The sequence below is a fragment of the Bacillus sp. GW823-FHT06A10 genome, assembly GCF_058795375.1.
Window position 1 is genome coordinate 578663 of record NZ_JBXAHT010000003.1, and the last position, 20999, is coordinate 599661.

Annotated in this window: 22 protein-coding genes and 4 tRNA genes; 1 reads left to right on the forward strand and 25 read right to left on the reverse strand. The window is 36.2% G+C overall.

The features are described 5' to 3' along the window. Positions 1-169 precede the first annotated feature (169 nt). The 15 genes from AC1Q8M_RS23645 to AC1Q8M_RS23715 all read right to left on the reverse strand — a co-directional run bounded on the left by AC1Q8M_RS23645 (position 170) and on the right by AC1Q8M_RS23715 (position 10700). Positions 170-242, reverse strand: a tRNA-Phe gene (locus AC1Q8M_RS23645). 41 nt (positions 243-283) lie between these two features. After that, positions 284-359, reverse strand: a tRNA-Asp gene (locus tag AC1Q8M_RS23650). 22 nt (positions 360-381) lie between these two features. Then, positions 382-453: transfer RNA gene (locus tag AC1Q8M_RS23655), tRNA-Glu, on the reverse strand. Positions 454-466: 13 nt separating this feature from the next. Beyond that, positions 467-542 (reverse strand) — tRNA-Lys (locus tag AC1Q8M_RS23660). Between the two features lie 140 nt (positions 543-682). Then, positions 683-1972: an adenylosuccinate synthase gene (locus AC1Q8M_RS23665; protein WP_000100230.1), complete on the reverse strand. Its 1290-nt coding sequence runs from the start codon at positions 1970-1972 to the stop codon at positions 683-685. Between the two features lie 215 nt (positions 1973-2187). Further along, positions 2188-3537, reverse strand: a complete 1350-nt coding sequence (gene dnaB / locus AC1Q8M_RS23670) for a replicative DNA helicase (protein WP_001286147.1) — start codon at positions 3535-3537, stop codon at positions 2188-2190. Between the two features lie 27 nt (positions 3538-3564). Beyond that, positions 3565-4011 carry a 50S ribosomal protein L9 gene (gene rplI, locus AC1Q8M_RS23675; protein WP_000864223.1) on the reverse strand — a complete coding sequence of 149 codons (447 nt, stop codon included), beginning with the start codon at positions 4009-4011 and terminating at the stop codon, positions 3565-3567. Then, a complete protein-coding gene (locus AC1Q8M_RS23680; RefSeq protein WP_001113780.1) occupies positions 4008-5981 on the reverse strand; it encodes a DHH family phosphoesterase in 1974 nt (657 codons plus the stop codon). The genes rplI and AC1Q8M_RS23680 overlap by 4 nt, the downstream gene beginning before the upstream one ends. 78 nt (positions 5982-6059) lie before the next feature. Then, positions 6060-6995 (reverse strand): YybS family protein, encoded by a 936-nt coding sequence (locus AC1Q8M_RS23685; RefSeq protein WP_000814846.1) that lies wholly within the window; start codon positions 6993-6995, stop codon positions 6060-6062. An 80-nt stretch (positions 6996-7075) separates the two neighbouring features. Then, on the reverse strand, positions 7076-7309 hold the full coding sequence (rpsR, locus tag AC1Q8M_RS23690; RefSeq protein ID WP_000918873.1) for a 30S ribosomal protein S18: 234 nt from the start codon (positions 7307-7309) through the stop codon (positions 7076-7078). A gap of 45 nt (positions 7310-7354) precedes the next feature. After that, the gene (gene ssb / locus AC1Q8M_RS23695) at positions 7355-7876 is read right to left on the reverse strand and encodes a single-stranded DNA-binding protein (RefSeq protein ID WP_002094213.1); all 522 of its coding nucleotides are present in this window, start codon (positions 7874-7876) and stop codon (positions 7355-7357) included. Between the two features lie 26 nt (positions 7877-7902). Next, complete coding sequence (gene rpsF / locus AC1Q8M_RS23700) at positions 7903-8193, reverse strand: 30S ribosomal protein S6 (RefSeq protein ID WP_001233781.1); 291 nt, start codon at positions 8191-8193, stop codon at positions 7903-7905. A gap of 191 nt (positions 8194-8384) precedes the next feature. Continuing rightward, on the reverse strand, positions 8385-9485 hold the full coding sequence (gene ychF, locus AC1Q8M_RS23705) for a redox-regulated ATPase YchF (RefSeq protein ID WP_000524670.1): 1101 nt from the start codon (positions 9483-9485) through the stop codon (positions 8385-8387). A gap of 115 nt (positions 9486-9600) precedes the next feature. Next, complete coding sequence (locus AC1Q8M_RS23710) at positions 9601-9798, reverse strand: DUF951 domain-containing protein (protein ID WP_000435486.1); 198 nt, start codon at positions 9796-9798, stop codon at positions 9601-9603. A gap of 20 nt (positions 9799-9818) precedes the next feature. Further along, on the reverse strand, positions 9819-10700 hold the full coding sequence (locus tag AC1Q8M_RS23715; RefSeq protein ID WP_000365111.1) for a mechanosensitive ion channel family protein: 882 nt from the start codon (positions 10698-10700) through the stop codon (positions 9819-9821). 259 nt (positions 10701-10959) lie between these two features. Between AC1Q8M_RS23715 and yyaC the strand changes: the two genes are divergently transcribed. Beyond that, complete coding sequence (yyaC, locus tag AC1Q8M_RS23720; RefSeq protein WP_001020709.1) at positions 10960-11556, forward strand: spore protease YyaC; 597 nt, start codon at positions 10960-10962, stop codon at positions 11554-11556. Positions 11557-11576: 20 nt separating this feature from the next. Here yyaC and spo0J read toward each other — a convergent pair whose 3' ends face one another. The 10 genes from spo0J to rpmH form a co-directional block, all read right to left on the reverse strand. After that, positions 11577-12428 carry a stage 0 sporulation protein Spo0J gene (gene spo0J, locus AC1Q8M_RS23725; RefSeq protein ID WP_001051823.1) on the reverse strand — a complete coding sequence of 284 codons (852 nt, stop codon included), beginning with the start codon at positions 12426-12428 and terminating at the stop codon, positions 11577-11579. Next, the gene (gene soj / locus AC1Q8M_RS23730) at positions 12421-13182 is read right to left on the reverse strand and encodes a sporulation initiation inhibitor protein Soj (protein ID WP_000516114.1); all 762 of its coding nucleotides are present in this window, start codon (positions 13180-13182) and stop codon (positions 12421-12423) included. The genes spo0J and soj overlap by 8 nt, the downstream gene beginning before the upstream one ends. 190 nt (positions 13183-13372) lie before the next feature. Further along, entirely contained in the window at positions 13373-14245 is an 873-nt protein-coding gene (gene noc, locus AC1Q8M_RS23735) for a nucleoid occlusion protein (protein WP_000799016.1), read from the reverse strand. 105 nt (positions 14246-14350) lie between these two features. Beyond that, complete coding sequence (gene rsmG / locus AC1Q8M_RS23740) at positions 14351-15070, reverse strand: 16S rRNA (guanine(527)-N(7))-methyltransferase RsmG (protein WP_001019628.1); 720 nt, start codon at positions 15068-15070, stop codon at positions 14351-14353. A 22-nt stretch (positions 15071-15092) separates the two neighbouring features. Further along, a complete protein-coding gene (gene mnmG, locus AC1Q8M_RS23745; protein ID WP_000541052.1) occupies positions 15093-16982 on the reverse strand; it encodes a tRNA uridine-5-carboxymethylaminomethyl(34) synthesis enzyme MnmG in 1890 nt (629 codons plus the stop codon). Between the two features lie 46 nt (positions 16983-17028). Next, entirely contained in the window at positions 17029-18405 is a 1377-nt protein-coding gene (mnmE, locus tag AC1Q8M_RS23750) for a tRNA uridine-5-carboxymethylaminomethyl(34) synthesis GTPase MnmE (RefSeq protein ID WP_000393762.1), read from the reverse strand. Positions 18406-18631: 226 nt separating this feature from the next. Then, complete coding sequence (gene jag, locus AC1Q8M_RS23755; protein WP_098361508.1) at positions 18632-19249, reverse strand: RNA-binding cell elongation regulator Jag/EloR; 618 nt, start codon at positions 19247-19249, stop codon at positions 18632-18634. Further along, positions 19246-20013 (reverse strand): YidC family membrane integrase SpoIIIJ, encoded by a 768-nt coding sequence (gene spoIIIJ / locus AC1Q8M_RS23760; RefSeq protein ID WP_000727740.1) that lies wholly within the window; start codon positions 20011-20013, stop codon positions 19246-19248. The genes jag and spoIIIJ overlap by 4 nt, the downstream gene beginning before the upstream one ends. 52 nt (positions 20014-20065) lie before the next feature. Next, a complete protein-coding gene (gene rnpA, locus AC1Q8M_RS23765; protein ID WP_000726621.1) occupies positions 20066-20413 on the reverse strand; it encodes a ribonuclease P protein component in 348 nt (115 codons plus the stop codon). Positions 20414-20489: 76 nt separating this feature from the next. Then, positions 20490-20624, reverse strand: a complete 135-nt coding sequence (gene rpmH, locus AC1Q8M_RS23770) for a 50S ribosomal protein L34 (RefSeq protein ID WP_000831901.1) — start codon at positions 20622-20624, stop codon at positions 20490-20492. Positions 20625-20999: the final 375 nt, after the last annotated feature.

A 20999-nucleotide genomic window follows, 5' to 3' on the forward strand; every position in this document is an offset into this window, starting at 1 on the left:
CATAGACTCATGTATGATCCACTTTTACACGGAATCCTATACGATCTATAGAAAAACCTCTAGCTTCAACTGCTAGAGGCTCCTCGTTCTATTTTAAAATAACTACTCAGTTTTGTAAAATTACATAAATAAAAAGGATATTAAGTGGGCCCACTTAATATCCTGAGAGTGGCTCGGGACGGAATCGAACCGCCGACACGAGGATTTTCAGTCCTCTGCTCTACCGACTGAGCTACCGAGCCAAAACTATATATAAAACCACTAATGGTGGTATAAACAAAAGTGGCGGTCCCGACCGGGGTCGAACCGGCGATCTCCTGCGTGACAGGCAGGCATGTTAACCACTACACCACGGGACCAAAAATAAGCATAAAAAAAACATGACCCGTACGGGATTCGAACCCGTGTTACCGCCGTGAAAGGGCGGTGTCTTAACCACTTGACCAACGGGCCACGAAAAATAAAATGGTGAGCCATGAAGGATTCGAACCTTCGACCCTCTGATTAAAAGTCAGATGCTCTACCAACTGAGCTAATGGCTCATACTCACCAACGTCATATTTTCGTGACGACAAGATGTATCATAACATGTATTCTGTATTCTTCGCAATACTTTTTTTCATTTTTTTATAAAAGATAAAAAAAAACTCATGCGGACATGAGTTTTTTCTTAAAATATCAATTAAGCTTCGTATACATTACGAACAATATTCGTTTGGTTACGATCTGGTCCAACTGAGAACATAGATAATTGAATCCCTGTTAACTCAGAAACACGTTCTACGTATTTTCGTGCATTTTCAGGAAGCTCGTCTAATGATTTTACACCAGTAATATCTTCTGTCCAACCTGGAAGCTCTTCATATACAGGCTCACATTTCGCTAAAATGTTTAAGTTTGCTGGAACTTCATCGATAACTTCGCCATTGTATTTGTAAGCAACACAAATTTTAAGAGTTGGAATATCTGTTAAAACGTCGATAGAATTTAATGATAGATCCGTTAAACCACTAACACGACGCGCATGTCTTACAACAACGCTATCGAACCAACCTACGCGGCGCGGACGACCAGTTGTTGTTCCGTACTCACGACCAACTTCACGAATTTGATGACCAATTTCATCATTAAGTTCAGTAGGGAATGGACCGTCACCAACACGGCTTGTATATGCTTTACATACACCTACAACGCGAGTAACTTTCGCAGGACCAACTCCAGTTCCAACTGTTACACCACCCGCAATCGGGTTAGAAGATGTAACGAATGGGTACGTACCGTGGTCAATATCAAGCATAACACCTTGTGCACCTTCAAATAATACACGGTGATTGTTATCTAGTGCATCATTTAATACAACAGATGTGTCGCATACATATTGTGCGATTTGTTGTCCATATTCGAAGTACTCCTCAAAGATTTCTTCTACACTGAAACCTTCTGTATCGTACATTTTTTCAAACAAACGATTTTTCTCTACTAAATTGCGCTCAAGCTTCTCTTTAAATGCTTCACGATCTAAAAGATCAGCCATACGGATACCAATACGAGCAGCTTTATCCATATATGCAGGACCGATACCTTTTTTCGTTGTACCGATTTTGTTATCACCTTTACTAGCCTCTTCTAACTCATCTTGTTTTAAGTGATAAGGTAAAATAACGTGTGCACGGTTACTTACACGTAAATTATCAGTACTTACACCACGGTCGTGTAAGTATTTTAACTCTTCAAGTAATGCTTTCGGATCTACTACTAAGCCATTTCCGATTACACAAATTTTCTCTTTATAGAAAATACCAGATGGAATTAAGTGTAACTTATATTTAACTCCGCCGAAAACAATTGTATGTCCCGCGTTATTTCCACCTTGATATCTTGCAACTACTTCCGCATGCTCAGAAAGAAAATCAGTGATTTTACCTTTTCCTTCGTCGCCCCATTGTGTTCCTACAACTACTACTGAAGACATTATTAAAGCACCTCCGCAATTTTCAAACGATCTATTCAAACAATATAATTGTACCAAAACCGAAAAAGAAGTCAACCAAAAAGCGAACATTTTTTTATTAAAAATCATTTTCGTTCGTAAGAATTATATTTTCACCTTATGAAAGCCTTATCTTTACCCCATAAAAAAAGAAACACATCTTATTATAAGAAATGTGTTTCTTTTTTATACTGCCTTTATGCCCCATCCTCAAAGCGTCGTTCTAAGTTAACGAACTTATTGAACTCTTTGACGAATGCAAGTTCCACTGAACCTACTGGACCGTTACGTTGCTTTGCAATGATAATTTCAATCGTATTTTTATTTTCCGTTTCACGGTCATAGTAATCTTCACGATATAGGAAAGCTACAATATCAGCATCCTGCTCAATACTTCCAGATTCACGAATATCAGACATCATCGGGCGTTTATCCTGACGAGATTCTACACCACGAGATAACTGTGATAAGGCAATAACAGGCACTTGCAATTCACGTGCAATCCCTTTTAAAGTACGAGAAATCTCAGATACTTCCTGCTGACGGTTCTCACCTGATTTCCCACTTCCTTGAATAAGCTGTAAGTAGTCAATTAAAACCATTCCAAGACCTTGTTCTTGCTTTAGTCTACGACATTTTGCTCGAATCTCATTTACCTTAATTCCCGGTGTATCATCAATATATATACCGGCATTTGAAAGACTCCCCATCGCCATTGTTAATTTCGCCCAATCATCAGAAGTTAGTGACCCGGTACGAAGTCTTTGCGCATCGATATTTCCTTCTGCACAAAGCATACGCATAACAAGCTGATCGGAGCCCATCTCCAAACTAAAAATCGCTACATTTTCATCCGTTTTCGTCGCTACGTTTTGTGCGATGTTTAATGAAAATGCAGTTTTCCCTACTGACGGACGTGCTGCTACGATGATTAAATCATTTCGCTGGAAACCTGCCGTCATCTTATCTAATTCAGTAAATCCAGTTGGTATCCCAGTAACTTCACCTTTTTGATTATGCAAAAGTTCAATTTTATCATAAGCATCCACAAGAACATCTTTAATATTTTGAAATGCTTTTGCATTCGTTTGATGGGATACTTCTAATATTTTTTTCTCGGCCTCATTTAAAAGGCCGTCCACGTCATCTTCTCTCTCGTATCCATCCGACACTATATGAGTCGCTGTTCGAATTAAACGGCGTAAAAGTGCCTTTTCAGCAATGATACGTGCATAATATTCAACGTTAGCAGCTGTTGGAACAACTTCTGCTAACTCTGCTAGATAAGACACTCCACCAACTTCTTCTAGTAATCCTTGATCAGCCATCGCTGATGTCATTATTACTAAGTCGATCGGTTCTCCTTTATCAGATAATCCAAGCATGACCTCAAAAATCTTTTGATGTTTCGTTCGATAGAATGAATCAGGTACCAATAACTCCGATGCTGACGTTAACGCATCTTGATCAATTAATATGGCACCTAAAACCGCCTGCTCGGCCTCTATATTATGCGGAGGGGTACGATCAGCAAGTACATCACTCATACGCAATCCTCCTTGCTTAATTTATTTTTATTGTTCACTAACATGAACTTTTACTGTCGCTGTTACTTGCGGATGCAATTTCACTGTTACATTTGTGTAGCCTAATGCACGAATTGCATCATCCATTTCAAATTTACGTTTATCAAGTTTAATTTTATGTGATTTTTGCATCGCATCTACGATTTGTTTGCTCGTAATAGAACCGAATAAACGGCCACCTTCTCCAGATTTCGCCTTTAATTCTACAGTTAATTTCTCTAAAGTCTCTTTTAACTCTTTTGCATTTTCAAGCTCTGCTGCTGCATCTTTTTCTTCTTTACGCTTTTGAGCTTCTAAAGTTTTCATACTGCTATTTGTTGCTTCAGCAGCTAATCCTTGTTTTAGTAAGAAGTTATTTGCATAGCCATCCGGTACGTTTTTTATTTCTCCTTTTTTACCTTTACCTTTTACGTCTTTTAGAAAAATTACTTTCATGATTGTGTGCCTCCCTGTAAATAGTCATCAATAACAAATCGAAGCTTCTCCTCAGCTTCATCTACTGTAACATTTTTCATTTGTGTGGCTGCATTAGTCAAATGCCCGCCACCGCCTAAGTTTTCCATAATTAGCTGCACATTCACTTCACCTAAAGACCTGCTGCTAATTCCAATGAGATTCTCACCACGTTTCGCAACAACAAATGATGCAATAATCCCTGTCATCGTTAATAACGTGTCTGCCGATTGCGCAATAAGCACTTGATCGTAGTAATCATCACTATCAACTTTAGCAATCGCAATTCCATTTTTATAAATGTACGCATTTTTTATAGCTTTTGCAACCCGTAAATACTGATCCATATCTTCCTTTAAAAGTTCTTGTACAAGCACAGTATCTGCACCATGTGAGCGTAAATAAGAAGCAGCATCAAATGTACGAGCCCCTGTCCGGAATGTGAAACTTTTCGTGTCGACAATAATACCTGCTAACAATGCCGTCGCTTCTAGCATTGTCATCTTTAAATTTTTAGGTTGATACTCAAGTAATTCTGTAACCAATTCTGCCGTTGAAGAAGCATATGGTTCCATATAAACTAGCAATGGGTCTTCAATAAAATCTTCCCCACGACGATGATGATCAATAACTACTACATTTTCAATTTTATGTAACAGTTTTTGCTCCATCACCATAGAAGGTTTATGCGTATCAACAACAACAAGTAACGACTCATCATTTGCAAATTCCATCGCTTGCTCTGGAGTAATAAAATGAGACCATAACTCCTCATTTTGTTTCACTTTGTCCATCAAGCGTTTAATTCCCTTATCAGAATCATTTTCATCTAATACAATATATCCTTTACGCTCGTTTAATTGAGCCACTTTTAAAATACCAATCGCAGCACCAATTGCGTCCATATCAGGAGCCCTATGTCCCATGACAATGACATTACTACTTTCTAATACTAAATCCTTTAACGCATGCGAAATGACCCTAGCACGTACACGGGTACGCTTTTCAACCGGATTTGTCTTACCTCCATAGAACTTAACTTTACCTGTCGCTTGTTTAATAGCTACTTGGTCTCCCCCGCGCCCAAGCGCAAGGTCTAAACCAGATTGAGCCATTGCCCCAAGCTCTGACAAAGGTAAATCACCTGATCCGACACCTACACTTAATGTAAGTGGTATATTCCTTTTAGATGTTTCTTCACGCACCTGATCTAAAATACTAAATTTCCCTTTCTCCATCTGCGTCAGAATACTTTCATTTAGCACAACGAAGAATCTTTCTGAAGATGCACGTTTTAAATACGCACCATACTTAAGTGCCCATTCATTTAGTCGCGATGTCACAAGACTTGTTATATTCGTACGTAATTGATCATCTAATCCTTGTGTAACTTCATCATAATTATCCAAATAAATTACAGCTAAAACAGTGCGTTGATCCTCATACATCTTTTCGATTTCCGTTTGTTCCGTTACATCAAAGAAATAAATTAACTTTTCTTCTTTCCTTACAAAAACACGAAACTTTCGATTATTTAAAGAGACTATATCATCAGAAGTTTCTCCTTTAATGAAAAGAAGTAATGTTTCTGATACATCGTAAAGGTGCCATCCAGCTAACGCATGCTGTCCCAGGCATGAAGATAAATAAGGATTTGCCCAATCAATCCCGTAATCCTTATTGTATAACAAAATACCAATCGGCATTTGGTTAAATGCTTCATTACTGACTTTCTTTACCCTCGTAATCATATCTGTCGTATGCTTTTCGAAATTCCTTTGAAAATTAAGTTCAAATCGTATAACGATAAAGAACACGATACAAAAAATGATAAAAGCAGCTATCCCCATAATTAAATGAAAATAACAGAGAATTGAAATGAGCACAAACACAAAAAATGCCAATACATAAACAGGATATAAAAACCACTGTTTCTTATCAAATTCAGGCATGTATACAACTCCTATAAAGTAAAACTAACTCACCTTCCAGTTAGTTAAACAGATTAAAATAGTATAAGGAATATTATTTTATTCCCCTATTTTAGAACGCAACGAAATCCCTAAGTCAATTATACCTAAGATTGTCACAAGAGGAAACAGCATCGGAATAAACATGCATACAATAAAACTAATAATAGGAACCCCTTTTGTAAAACCTTTTCTATACGCTAAAAAGGAAATGAATGTCAGCCCTTGCAGTACAAGCAATAGTGCAAATATGACATATAGGTTAGAAAATACCATATGTAAATATGATGTTGGATCTACTTTTATAAAAGTTGCTAACAAAATAAATATAACGTAATACCAAACAATACTCTTTGGTAATTGTAGATCTTTAAATTTAGGCCAAGGTATAATGTCGTGTTTTAACTTTTTCAAAACACTACCTGATATTATCACTGTAATCCAAGAAAAACATACTGAAACTAGAACAAGTATACTTGGAAATAACAATTGTAATATATCATTCATTTGTGTAAGTAACTCTTTTTGTTCCTTACTAATCGGCATACCTATAGCACTTACTATCTTTTCACTTTGCACCATACTTTCACTAAACATACTTTGCATCTGCTTCATTATATCTATGTTGAAAAACTTTATACTCGCAACATAAATAAGTACAAAACCAATTAAGTATGCAAGCGTCCCTGCTATTAAGATTTCCACTGGCTTTTTTCTTGTTTTATACGTATACCCTAAAACAATCCCTATCAATCCAAACATAATTGTCTTCACTAAATTCATAGGTTGACTCACAATAACAGTAACAAAAAGTGCCACTACAAAAATCACAAGCACATTAGATAGTTTATATCTTATCGTTAATAGTATAAATGGTAACGGCAACGCAAAAGTTACAACAGTACCTAAAATTGGAACATACATAGATATAAGCAATAAAATTGCATATATAGCTAATAACGCTGCGCCTTCTGTAATAAACTTTGTTTGTTTCACATTTTAACCTCTCTTTCAAAAAAGAAAAGCATAGCAAAATGCACAGTAGAGTCCGACTCTACTGTGCATTTCATACGCTATTATTCACCAACATATGGTAAAAGTGCCATTTGACGAGCACGTTTAATTGCAACTGTAAGTTTGCGTTGGTATTTTGCGCTTGTCCCTGTTACACGACGAGGTAAAATTTTACCACGCTCAGAAACGAAACGTTTTAATAAATCAACATCTTTATAGTCAATGCGAGTGATGCCGTTAGCTGTGAAGAAACACACCTTACGACGTTTCGCACGTCCACCTTTGCGTCCTGCCATGTCTATTTCCCTCCATTCTTTGTTAAAACTAACAAATTTACTGTATTAGAACGGTAAATCGTCGTCGGAAATGTCGATCGGTTGACCTACATTTGAAAATGGATCGTCATTCTTCGTAAATCCAGAGTTCCCTTGATTACCTTGGTTACCTGAATTACTAGATTGACCAAATGGGTTAGAGCCTTGGTTACCGAAACCAGCTCCTGATGGTTGCTGATTGAATGAACCACGTTGCTCCCCACCGCCATTACGCGGCTCTAAAAATTGTACGCTTTCCGCAAGAACTTCTGTTACATATACACGTTTACCGTCTTGTCCATCGTAATTACGAGTTTGAAGACGTCCATCTACGCCTGCTAAGCTTCCTTTTTTCAAATAATTTGCTACGTTTTCTGCTTGTTTACGCCATATTACACAATTAATAAAGTCAGCTTCACGCTCACCTTGTTGATTCGCAAATGCGCGATTCACAGCTAACGTAAAAGTAGCTACTGCAACACCATTGGGCGTGTAACGTAAGTCAGGGTCCTTAGTTAAACGACCAACGAGGATAACACGATTCATCAATCGAACCACTCTCCCTTATATATCAATTATTTTTCTTCTTCTTTAACAACGATATGACGAAGGATGTCTTCGTTGATCTTAGCTAAACGGTCGAATTCGTTAATCGCTTCTGCGTTAGAGTTCACGTTTAAGATCATGTAGAAACCTTCACGTAAGTCGTTGATTTCGTAAGCTAAACGACGCTTACCCCACTCTTTCGTGTTAATGATTTCTGCACCATTGTTTGTTAAAACACCTGCAAAACGTTCAACTAAAGCTTTTTGAGCTTCTTCTTCAACGCCAGGACGAATGATGTACATAATTTCGTACTTTCTCATTACACTTTCACCTCCTTTTGGTCTAAACGGCCCATAATGGGCAAGGAGCAATTAATTTATAGTAATTACTCACGAGTTTAGATTATATCATAGTAAGTTATATGAATCAACTCACCAATACATAAAAAACTTGGCAAACATATAATATATTCGCCAAGCTCATATCTTTATTTTTCCTAGGAAATATTAGATTAAACGTTAAAACGGAAGTGCATAACATCTCCGTCTTTTACGATATACTCTTTTCCTTCTAAACGTACTTTTCCAGCTTCTTTTGCAGCTGTCATAGAACCGTTTGTCATTAAGTCATCGTAAGAAACTGTTTCTGCACGAATAAATCCACGCTCAAAGTCTGTATGAATAACACCAGCACATTGTGGTGCCTTCATACCTTGTTTAAATGTCCAAGCACGTACTTCTTGAACGCCAGCTGTAAAGTAAGTAGCAAGTCCTAATAAGTCATATGCTGCACGAATTAATTGATCTAAACCAGACTCTTCAATACCTAGTTCTTCAAGGAATACTTTTTTCTCTTCCTCGTCTAATTCAGCGATTTCTGATTCGATTTTTGCACATACAACGATTACTTGAGAATTTTCATTTTCTGCAAATTCTTTTACCATTTGTACGTATTTATTTTCCGAAGGATCGATAACATCGTCTTCACTTACGTTCGCTACGTATAACATTTCTTTTGTTGTAAGTAAATGAAGGCCTTTAACAATCTTCATCTGCTCTTCTGTAAATTCAACAGTACGAGCCGGTTTCCCCTCTTCAAAAGCCTCTTTTAAACGAACTAAAATTTCATGCTCATATACAGCTTCTTTATCTTTTTGTCTTGCTAATTTCGCAACACGCTCGATACGCTTATCAACAGACTCTAAGTCCGCTAAAATTAGCTCTAAGTTGATTGTTTCGATATCATCAATTGGATCTACTTTCCCTGAAACGTGCGTAATATTTTCGTCTTCAAAACAACGAACAACTTGGCAAATTGCATCTACTTGACGAATGTGAGATAAGAATTTATTTCCTAAACCTTCACCTTTACTAGCACCTTTTACGATACCTGCAATATCAGTAAACTCAAATACAGTCGGAACAGTCTTTTTCGGTTCTACTAATTCCGTTAATTTATTTAAACGCTCATCTGGTACTTCTACAATCCCTACGTTTGGATCAATTGTACAGAATGGATAGTTTGCAGATTCTGCTCCTGCTTGTGTAATTGCATTAAATAAAGTGGACTTACCTACGTTAGGTAATCCAACAATCCCAGCCGTTAATCCCATATTTTTCACTCCTATGTCTCAATCTTTCATCATTATAGATAGTAACGAAAAAAATGACAAGTTTCCGCCAAACGAAAAAAAGTAACAGTTACCTACTGTAACTGTTACTCTCCCTCTATTCTTCGTGCTTCACAAGTATTTTTTTCACCTTACGATCAAACTCTCTTCGAGTAATCATTACTGAATGGTCACATCCCTCGCACTTAATGCGGATATCCATTCCCATACGAATAATTTTCCAACGATTCTCGCCACATGGATGTGCTTTCTTCATTTCCACAACATCGTACAAGTTATATTCCTTTTGCTCCACTCTTCAAACTCCTCTCCATACTAAATTGCTTTTCCACTAACCAATTCTTCACGATTGTATAAAACCATACGTGGATATGGAATTTCAATTCCATGTAAATCAAGACGATTTTTAATCTCTTTACGAAGTGCCCTTGCAATAACTGCATGTTGCATCGGCTCTACTTCAGCGATAACGCGTAATATAACTTCTGATGCAGCTAACGTTTGCACACCTAATAATTGAGGTGTTGTTACCATTTTTTCATACTTTGAAGGTAACTCTACTAATAAATCTTCAATAACCTGTTCTGCTTTCGCAATATCAGCCTCATATGAAATAGATACATCAACAAACGCTACACTATTACTAACTGAGTAGTTAGTAACTTGAATAATACTTCCATTTGGTAAAGTATGAATTTCACCTGTCCAACTCTTTACTTTCGTTGTACGAAGTCCAATTTCTAAAACGACTCCTTCAAATTGACCGATTTTAACATAATCGCCAACTGAAAACTGATCTTCTAGCAAAATAAATAAACCTGTAATAACGTCTTTCACTAAACTTTGAGCACCAAATCCGACTGCTAAACCAATTACCCCGGCACCCGCTAATAAACCTGATGCATTAATATCAAACACACCTAAAATCGCAATTAGCATAATGAACATAACAACATACGCTACAATATTTTCAAGTAATTTCGCCACTGTAACTGTACGACGTTCTGAAATTTGAATTGGAGAACGACTCCCCATACGAAACGCATTTCGTACAACCGCTCTTGCAATTCGCACAACAACTGCACCAATTATTAAAATAATACATATTTTTAATGTCGCAACTCCAATATGAGCCCAACGATCAGCATCTAATAAATACTGTTTCGTAGAATTAAACCACTTCGTTAATAAATCCATGTACCTCTACCTCTCTAGCTAAAATTTCTTTTTAGTTATCCTTATTATTGTATCAGAAGTCCTCTAATTGCTGAAAAAATTTTATGATTTTAATCCTATTTTATCCCCGCCATTCAGGTATAAAATGGAACGAATATATATATACTAGTACTATTATTTCCGTTTTCATTCACATTTTGCAAAAATTACGCACTTATAGCTTTCCATTTTTCTCACCATATAACATATATTGAAAATTTATTAAAAGGATGGGTGCTTCATGAACATTGGAAGTTTTCGCTTACCATTTTTTGAGAAAGAAACTCAAAACGTTATGCACCAAGATCTAGAAGCCTCTGAGATAATCAGTAATTTCTTACTTACCCATATTCCTATTAAAACTAATATACCACTCATTCTCGTTTGTATCGGAACAGATCGTTCTACAGGTGACGCACTCGGCCCGTTAGTTGGTACAAAACTTGAACAAATAGACATAAAAAACCTCCAAATATTCGGTACACTAGATGAGCCAGTACATGCACTAAATTTAGAAGAAAAAATTCAGAATATACAGAAAAAACATCCTACTGCATTTATAATTGCTGTTGATGCATGTTTAGGAAAGTCCCAAAATATTGGGTCAATCACTACTGGAAAGGGACCTAGTAAACCGGGTGCTGCTATGAATAAGAAATTACCTGCAGTTGGTGATCTGCATATACACGGTATCGTCAATCTAAATGGGTTTATGGAGTTTTTCGTTCTTCAAAATACAAGATTAAGTTTAGTCATGAAAATGGCTGATGTAATCGCACAAAGTATAAAAGAGACGGATCAAAAATTATCCGCATTAAAAAAAGCAAACCATCTATAAATAATAAGATGGTTTGCTTTTTAATTTTTCTGTGCTAATAGTTCTAAAATACGATTTAAATCTTCTTTATTAAAAAATTCAATTTCGATTTTACCTTTTTCTTTTTTCGTCTCTTTAATTTTCACATCTGTGCCAAACTTTTCTCTTAAGAACGTTTCACGTTCTACGAAAAATATATTTCGCTCTTTTTTCACTTTTTTTGTTTCACGTGAAACGTGTTTATTAATCTCTTGGACGATTTTCTCTAATTGACGAACATTTAATCCTTCTTTTTCAATGCGTTTCAATAAGGACTTCAATTGTTCTTCGTCTTTTATCGTAAGTAAAGTTCTCCCATGAGCCATTGAAAGTTGACCATTTGCAATCATATCTTGGACGAACGAAGGGAGGCTTAATAACCGAGTATAATTTGCAATGTAAGGTCTGCTTTTGCCAAGACGTTTCGCTAATTGTTCTTGCGTTACATTTAGCTCATTCATTAACATCTGGTATGCCATTGCCTCTTCCATAGGATTTAAATCTTCTCGTTGTAAGTTTTCTAACAAAGCAAATTCCATCATTTGCTGTTCAGTTAATTGTCTTACAACCGCAGGTACCTTTTCTAAACCAGCCTCTTTTGCAGCACGAAATCGTCTTTCACCTGCAACGATTTCATATCCTTTAATACTCTTTCTAGCAATTAATGGTTGTAGAATACCGTGTTCCTTAATCGAAATTGCTAATTCCTGAATAGCCTCTTTATTAAAGTGTTTACGCGGTTGATATGGATTTGGCCTTAATTCAGTTACAATAATCTCCTGAATTGTTTCCTCTTCTTTCACATCTAAATCAGGAAAAAACACATTAATTCCTCTTCCTAATCCTTTAGCCACCTGCAATCACTTCCTCTGCTAAATCTATATATACTTCTGCTCCTCTTGATTTAGCGTCATACTGCATAATAGGTTTCCCATGACTTGGAGCCTCGCTCAAGCGTACATTACGCGGAATAATCGAGCGATATACTTTATCCCTAAAATACTTTTTCACTTCATCTATAACTTGGATCCCTAAATTTGTACGAGCATCCAACATTGTTAACAATACGCCTTGAATTGCTAAATTTTTATTTAAATGTTTTTGTACAAGTCGAACTGTATTTAATAGCTGACTTAATCCTTCTAGTGCATAATATTCACACTGTACAGGAATAATAACAGAATCTGCTGCTGTTAATGCATTAATCGTTAATAACCCTAAAGACGGGGGACAGTCGATAATAATATAATCATATTCATCACGAACTGGCTGTAATGCTCTTTGCAAACGTACTTCCCGGGAAATAGTCGGTACCAATTCAATTTCAGCACCAGCCAATTGAATTGTAGCGGGTAGAACATCTAAGTTTTCAGTTGCGGTTTTCTGTATAACCCCTTGAACATCTGCATCTTCCACAAGAACGTTGTAAATACATTGATCTAATTCAGATTTTTCAATTCCCACACCAGTCGTTGCATTTCCTTGAGCATCAATATCTACAAGAAGGACTTTTTTACCTACTTGCGCCAATCCAGCCCCTAAATTAACAGATGTTGTGGTTTTTCCAACACCGCCTTTTTGATTAGCAATAGCAATGATTTTTCCCATGATGTCACCTACTTTCAACCTTTCTATCTTATTCTAGTAACAATTACGTTTATTGTAACATGAAATAAAACTTTTTCTTTTACGTCCTTTATTAAACTTCAAAATTTATTTCTAAACTCCTTCTTCATTTAACAAGAAAATATAGTAAAAGAGACCTCTCCAATAGGATAAGGTCTCTAACACGTCATTATTATTTTTTCTTTGGAATTTTAATTGTAATTTGATAGTACTCATCAAATTCTTCTTCCTCAGAATTAACATTTAAACCACTTTCAGTAACCATTTGTAAAGATTGTCTAATTGTATTCATAGCAATCCTCGTATCTCGACTTACTGCTTTTTGCTTTGCCTTACGCTTCGGTTTTGCTTCCTCTAGTAACTTCGCAATTCGTTCTTCTGTTTGCTTTACATTCAGTTGTTTCTCCACAATTTCCTGTAAAACCTTCAGTTGTAATTCCTCATTTTTTAAAGGAATGAGAGCGCGGGCATGACGTTCTGTAATACTTTTTTCTAATAATGCACTTTTTATTTCTTCAGGCAACTTTAACAATCGCAACTTATTTGCGATTGTAGATTGTCCTTTTCCAAGTCGTTGTGCCAATGCTTCTTGTGTTAAATTATGTAACTCAATCAGCTTTTGATACGCCACAGCTTCCTCGATTGCCGTTAGTTCCTCACGTTGCAAGTTTTCAATTAAAGCTACAGAAGCTGTCTCTGTATCATTTAAGTTCTTTATAATTGCAGGAACCTTTTCCCAACCTAACTTTGTTGCCGCGCGAAAACGTCTTTCTCCAGCAATAATCTCATACTTATCGTCCTCATATTGCCTTACAACAATCGGCTGAATAAGTCCATGTGTACGAATCGTTAATGCTAGCTCATCAATACGCGCATCATCAAAAACTGTTCTTGGTTGATAACGGTTAGGGGTAATATTTACTATCGGAATTTCTTGTATTTCCTCATATACCTTTTTATCTATCTCTTCATGGCTTTCGTCTTGTAATTCGAATTCGCTCTCTTTATCTCCAAAGCCAAATAAACGAGAAAACGTATTTTTCATACATATTCCACCACCTTTTAGGCCTATTGACTATTCTCAATAAAATGTTTCCTATGAAACATTTACGTTTTCATTTATATAATTTAATCTTACGTCTAATAAGATTTATTTTTCAATAGGTAATTTATTGGGTGTTCCCGGTTTGCGTGGATATTTCTTTGGTGTCTTGCGCTTTTTCTCGATTAATAAAATATTACGTTCACTCTCTTCAAACGGTAATTGGAACGTAGACATCTCTTTTAACTCTCCGCCTAGCACCTCTAAAGCATACTTGCCATTTTCGATTTCTTCGTTTGCTGCTGCACCTTTCATTGCAATGAATGTTCCTCCAACTTTTACAAGTGGTAAGCATAGCTCACTTAATACAGAAAGACGCGCAACTGCACGTGCCATTACAATATCGTATGATTCACGTACACCTTCTTTTTTCCCAAATGTTTCAGCACGATCATGACAAAATGCAACATCACTTAATTCTAACTTTTGTGCTAAGTGATTTAAGAAATTAATACGTTTTTGCAATGAATCTACAATTGTTACTTTTAAGTGCGGGAAACAGATTTTTAAAGGAATACTTGGGAATCCAGCCCCTGCACCAACATCACAAATTGAGAATGGTTTTGAAAAATCATAATAAAAAGCAGCTGTAATGGAATCAAAAAAGTGTTTTAAGTATACTTCTTCTTTTTCTGTAATAGCCGTTAAGTTCATTTTTTCATTCCACTCTACTAATGTTTCAAAGTAGATTTTGAACTGCTCTAATTGTCTAGAAGAGAGGGTGATTCCCTTCTCTTCTAGCATAGATTGAAATTGTTCTATGTTCATCTAGCAATATCTCCTTACTATGTTATTGGTTCGATACGCGCGCAATTTTTCCTTGTTCTATATACACAAGTAAAATGGAAATATCCGCTGGATTTACGCCAGAAATACGTGAAGCCTGCCCCATTGAAAGTGGACGAACATCTTTCAATTTCTGTCTAGCTTCTGAAGCAAGGCTAGAAATCGCGTCATAATCAATATCTACAGGGATTTTTTTACTCTCCATTTTCTTCATACGCTCTACTTGCTGTAAAGATTTTTCAATATATCCTTCGTACTTAATCTGAATTTCAACTTGTTCTGTAACTTCATCACTTAATTCTACTTCACTTGGTACTAAAAGATGAATATGCTCATATGTCATCTCTGGACGACGTAATAAGTCACTTGCACGTATTCCATCTTTCAATTCACTTCCGCCAATATTGCGAATTAATTCTTGAACTTCAGGACGTGGTTTAATAATAATGCTGCTTAAACGTTCCTTTTCCTGTTCAATTTGTAATTTTTTATTTGTAAATCGCTCATATCGCTCTTCTTTAATTAATCCAATTTCACGACCAACTTCAGTTAAACGAAGATCAGCATTATCGTGGCGTAATAATAGACGGTATTCTGCACGAGACGTTAATAAACGATATGGTTCATTTGTACCTTTCGTTACAAGATCATCAATTAAGACACCAATATAAGCATCCTCGCGGCCTAAAACAACTTCTTTTTTACCTAAAGAACGGCATGCTGCATTAATCCCAGCCATAAGCCCTTGTCCTGCCGCCTCTTCGTAACCAGAAGTTCCATTAATTTGTCCTGCTGTATATAAATTTTTAATCTTTTTCGTTTCAAGTGTTGGCCATAATTGTGTTGGCACAATTGCATCATATTCAATCGCATAACCTGTGCGCATCATTTCAACATTTTCTAGGCCTGGAATTGTTCTAAGCATGTCACGTTGTACATCTTCTGGTAGGCTTGTGGATAAACCTTGTACATATACTTCTTGTGTATTACGCCCTTCTGGCTCTAAGAAAATTTGATGACGTGGTTTGTCATTAAATCTTACTACTTTGTCTTCAATAGAAGGACAGTACCTAGGGCCTGTTCCTTTAATCATACCAGAATACATAGCTGAACGATGTAAATTTTCATCTATTAAACGGTGTGTTTCTGTACTTGTATATGTCAACCAACATGGAATTTGATCCATAATAAATTTCGTTGTTTCAAAAGAGAACGAACGCGGCTTATCATCACCTGGTTGAATTTCCGTTTTACTGTAGTCAATTGTATTACTGTTTACACGCGGAGGTGTCCCTGTTTTAAATCTAACAAGATCAAATCCAAGCTCCTCTAAATGCTCAGATAATGTAATAGACGGTTGTTGATTATTTGGACCGCTTGAATATTTTAAATCGCCCATGATAATCTCGCCACGTAAAAATGTTCCAGTCGTAATTACAACGGTTTTCGCTGTATATTCTGCACCAGCTTGTGTAACTACCCCTTTACATATACCTTCTTCAACGATTAAACGCTCTACCATTCCTTGGAACAACGTTAAGTTTGGTGTTTCTTCAATTGTTTTCTTCAATTCATGTTGGTAAGAGAATTTATCAGCTTGCGCTCGAAGTGCACGTACAGCTGGACCCTTACCTGTATTTAGCATACGCATTTGAATATGAGTTTTATCAATATTACGTCCCATTTCTCCGCCTAATGCATCAATTTCACGAACAACAATCCCTTTTGCTGGTCCACCAACAGAAGGGTTACATGGCATGAATGCTACCATATCTAAGTTAATTGTTAACATTAATGTTTTTGAGCCCATTCGTGCTGCCGCAAGACCAGCTTCACATCCTGCATGACCTGCACCGATTACTATGACATCGTATGAACCGGCATTGTATCCCATTGTTTATTCCTCCTAATAATCTCTATCTTTCTAAAACATCACTATATTATTTTCCTAAACAAAATTGAGAGAACAACTGGTCAATTAGGCTTTCATGGACTGTGTCACCAGTAATTTCACCAAGTATTTCCCACGTTCTTGTTAAATCAATTTGCACCATATCAATTGGTACACCATTTTCTATTGCCTCAATTGCATCACCGATTGTTTGTCCCGCTTGTGTTAATAATCCAATATGTCTCGCATTAGAAACATATGTCATATCTGTAGAATCGATTGTTCCTTCAAAGAATAAATCAGCTATTGCCTTTTCGAGTTCATCTATTCCTTGTTCCTCAATTAAGGATGTTGTAATAACACGATTTCCCTCGGCTAACTCTGTAACACGTTCCATATCAATCGCTTGCGGTAAATCAGTCTTATTCACAATAACAATAAAGTCTTTTCCTTGTACCGCATGGAATAGATCTTCATCCTCATTTGTTAAAGCCTCGCTATAGTTGACAACAACTAATACTAAATCTGCTTGGCTCATCATTTCTTTTGAACGCTCCACACCAATTCGTTCAACAACATCTTCTGTCTCACGAATACCGGCTGTATCTATAAGTTTAAGAGGTACGCCACGCACATTAACGTACTCTTCAATAACATCACGAGTTGTTCCTGCAATATCAGTTACAATTGCTTTTTTCTCCTGAACAAGGCTATTTAATAACGATGATTTTCCAACATTAGGCCTACCGATAATTGCTGTAGCAATACCTTCACGTAAGATTTTCCCTTGTTTTGATGTTTCTAATATTTTTTCGATTTCCGAACGAACATGCGTTGCTTTCTCAATTAAAATATTATGTGTCATCTCTTCTACATCATCGTATTCTGGATAATCTATATTTACCTCAACATGAGCTAATGTTTCTAATATTTCTTGACGTAAGCGACCAATTAATTTAGATAATCGCCCTTCCATTTGATTAATTGCTACATTCATCGCACGATCTGTTTTTGCTCGAATTAAATCCATAACAGCTTCTGCTTGTGATAAATCGATACGTCCATTTAAAAAAGCACGTTTTGTAAATTCGCCCGGTTCTGCCAATCGTACTCCTTGCGCTAGAATAAGTTGCAATACTTTATTTACTGAAACAAGTCCGCCATGACAGTTAATTTCCACTATATTTTCACGTGTAAAAGTCCTCGGTGCGCGCATAATAGACACCATAACTTCTTCAATAACTTGATTTGTATCTAAATCAACAATATGACCATAATGAATAGTATGAGAAGAAACCTCTGTTAAATCCTTCCCTTTAAAAATACGGTCAACTTTCTCAACCGCATCATCCCCACTTACTCGAACAATGGCAATTGCACCCTCTCCAAGCGCTGTGGAAATCGCAGCAATTGTATCAAATTCCATGTCCTTTCACCTCACTTGCTTATTTATCTCTATTTCAACATGATTATTTCTTTCACTAAATTATTAGGATACCATAACGAACCTATCTACAAAAGAAGAATAACTCATTTTATTATATCCCCATGTAAAAAACACTAAACTTATTCACAGTGGATAAGTTTAGTGTTTTTTAGTTATCCACATCTATTTTTCGCTCAAAAAAACCGGCACTCATTTGAGCAACCGGTCATTTAGGAGATATTACAACATGCCGATGTGGTTCATTTCCTTCAGAAGTTGTTTTGATACCTTGATGATTTGATAATGCCTGATGAATAATTTTTCGTTCAAAAGATGGCATCGGTTCTAAAATAACTCTTTTTTTCGTATTAGATACTTGTTTCGCTAATCGATAAGAAAGTGATTCTAACGTACTTTTTCTTTTACTACGATAATTTTCAGCATCTAGTGTAATACCGATATACTGCTTCGTGTTACGATTTGCGATAAGTTTTGTTAAATACTGTAAAGAGTTCAATGTATTACCTCTTTTTCCAATTAAAACTCCTACATCATCACCAGAAATTGTAAATTCAATCTCGCGTCCTTTTACAATTTTACTAATTTCAACTTCCACACCCATATTGTGAATAACATTTCTTAAATATTCTTCACATTCCTGAATTGGATCTTTCTTCAATACAACTTCTACTACTGCAGGACGATTCCCAAATAAACCTAAGAACCCTCTTTTACCCTCATCGACAATATTTATATCTACTCGATCTTTTGATGTGTTTAATTGCCTTAAAGCATCCTCTACTGCCAGCTCGACTGTTTGTCCTTTAGCAGTAATTATACTCACTTGCTTGAGCCTCCAGCTTTGTTAGCCTTAATCTCTGGCCCTTTGATAAAGTACATTTGAGCAATACCAAAGATATTACCAACAACCCAGTAAAGTGATAATGCAGCTGGGAAGTTAATTGCAAAGATTAAAATCATAATCGGCATAAGCCAAAGCATCATTGCCATTTGCGGATTTTGACCAGCTGTTCCTGCCATTGCAAGCTTTTGCTGAATAAATGTCGTAATTGCCGCAACAACTGGTAAGATATAGAACGGATCTGCCTGTCCTAAATCAAACCATAAAAATGTATGTTCACTAATTGCTGTTGTTCTCATAATCGCATGATAAAACGCGAATAAAATAGGCATCTGAACAAATATCGGTAAACATCCTGCCAATGGATTTACACCATTCTTTTGATATAACTGCATCATTTCTTGTTGTAGTTTTTGCTGCGTTGCTTGATCTTTAGAACTATATTTCTCTTTTAACTTCACCATTTCTGGTTGTAACGCTTGCATTGCCTTTGTACTCTTCGTTTGTTTAATCATTAATGGTAATAATGCAAAACGAATGATAAGAGTTGTAATAACAATTGCTAAACCGTAATTACTGTTAAATAAGTCGGCAAAATACGTGATTAACTGAGAAAGTGGATATACGAAATATTCATTCCAAATCCCAGTACTTTTCGATGTAATCGGCTGACCCGTTTCACTACAACCGGTGGCAATCGCCATTAATGCAACGACCATGGCTAGTAAACCTAATTTCTTTTTCAAAGCCTACTCCTCCTTGTATCGGTATGTATATAGTGTAATTCATTTCCTTACGCTACTTTTTTATTCTTTTCATACCAGAGCGTTTAAAGACATGAATTAAGCTTTTCTTTACTTCTTCATATGTCATCTCTGCACAAGGCTTCCTTGCTATTATAACAAAATCTTTTCCAGAATCTATCTCATCTTTTAACTCTGTAATAGCCTGACGGACCATGCGCTTAATTCGATTACGAACTACTGCATTTCCTATTTTCTTGCTAACAGAAAGGCCGATGCGAAAGTTTGGCTGTTCTTCTTTATCTAATTGGTATACAACAAACTGACGATTCGCATTTGATTTTCCTTTTTGAAAAACCGCCTGGAATTCATCATTCTTCTTTATACGATGTTTTTTCTTCATATCAATTGACACTCCTGTATTTCATCAGCGGAAATTCACTATTATTAGAAAAAAAGACCACTGAACGATCAGTGGTCTACGCAGATAATACTTTTCTTCCTTTACGACGACGAGCTGCTAGCACTTTACGTCCGTTCGCTGTGCTCATACGGCTGCGGAAACCATGTACTTTGCTGCGCTTACGTTTATTTGGTTGGTAAGTTCTTTTCATTATATGACACCTCCCTGAGGAATATCTGTTAAAGACAGTCCTATAAATTATAGTTAATTAACTAGGAAAATGTCAATGGTTCTAGAAATTTTCATCAAATATTCATTTTGAACCTATTCACATACTTTTTCACAGCATCTATATTTCCTTGTGGATAAATGTTTTTTCACGTTTTTTATATCCACAAACTTTTTTCCCACTTTTACACAGTATATCGTGTTGTGGACAAGTTTATTCCACAAGGTATTGATTTTGTGGATAACTTTCTTAAATTCATTGCTATAGCCACTTTTTTTTGATATTATAGTTGTGTTTTCACTTTGAATAAGTTTTCCACACCTTTATCTTATCCACAATTTGTGTATAACATGTGGA

Coding starts and splice junctions, on each gene's coding strand:
- rpsF (WP_001233781.1), bottom strand. CDS start 8,193: ATGAGAAAGTACGAAATTATGTACATCATTCGTCCTGGCGTTGAAGAA.
- AC1Q8M_RS23680 (WP_001113780.1), bottom strand. CDS start 5,981: ATGCCTGAATTTGATAAGAAACAGTGGTTTTTATATCCTGTTTATGTA.
- yyaC (WP_001020709.1), top strand. CDS start 10,960: ATGAACATTGGAAGTTTTCGCTTACCATTTTTTGAGAAAGAAACTCAA.
- soj (WP_000516114.1), bottom strand. CDS start 13,182: ATGGGAAAAATCATTGCTATTGCTAATCAAAAAGGCGGTGTTGGAAAA.
- AC1Q8M_RS23665 (WP_000100230.1), bottom strand. CDS start 1,972: ATGTCTTCAGTAGTAGTTGTAGGAACACAATGGGGCGACGAAGGAAAA.
- rpsR (WP_000918873.1), bottom strand. CDS start 7,309: ATGGCAGGACGCAAAGGTGGACGTGCGAAACGTCGTAAGGTGTGTTTC.
- rplI (WP_000864223.1), bottom strand. CDS start 4,011: ATGAAAGTAATTTTTCTAAAAGACGTAAAAGGTAAAGGTAAAAAAGGA.
- ychF (WP_000524670.1), bottom strand. CDS start 9,485: ATGGGATTAACGGCTGGGATTGTTGGATTACCTAACGTAGGTAAGTCC.
- mnmE (WP_000393762.1), bottom strand. CDS start 18,405: ATGGAATTTGATACAATTGCTGCGATTTCCACAGCGCTTGGAGAGGGT.
- dnaB (WP_001286147.1), bottom strand. CDS start 3,537: ATGAGTGATGTACTTGCTGATCGTACCCCTCCGCATAATATAGAGGCC.
- rpmH (WP_000831901.1), bottom strand. CDS start 20,624: ATGAAAAGAACTTACCAACCAAATAAACGTAAGCGCAGCAAAGTACAT.
- mnmG (WP_000541052.1), bottom strand. CDS start 16,982: ATGGGATACAATGCCGGTTCATACGATGTCATAGTAATCGGTGCAGGT.
- rsmG (WP_001019628.1), bottom strand. CDS start 15,070: ATGAACATAGAACAATTTCAATCTATGCTAGAAGAGAAGGGAATCACC.
- AC1Q8M_RS23715 (WP_000365111.1), bottom strand. CDS start 10,700: ATGGATTTATTAACGAAGTGGTTTAATTCTACGAAACAGTATTTATTA.
- noc (WP_000799016.1), bottom strand. CDS start 14,245: ATGAAAAATACGTTTTCTCGTTTATTTGGCTTTGGAGATAAAGAGAGC.
- rnpA (WP_000726621.1), bottom strand. CDS start 20,413: ATGAAGAAAAAACATCGTATAAAGAAGAATGATGAATTCCAGGCGGTT.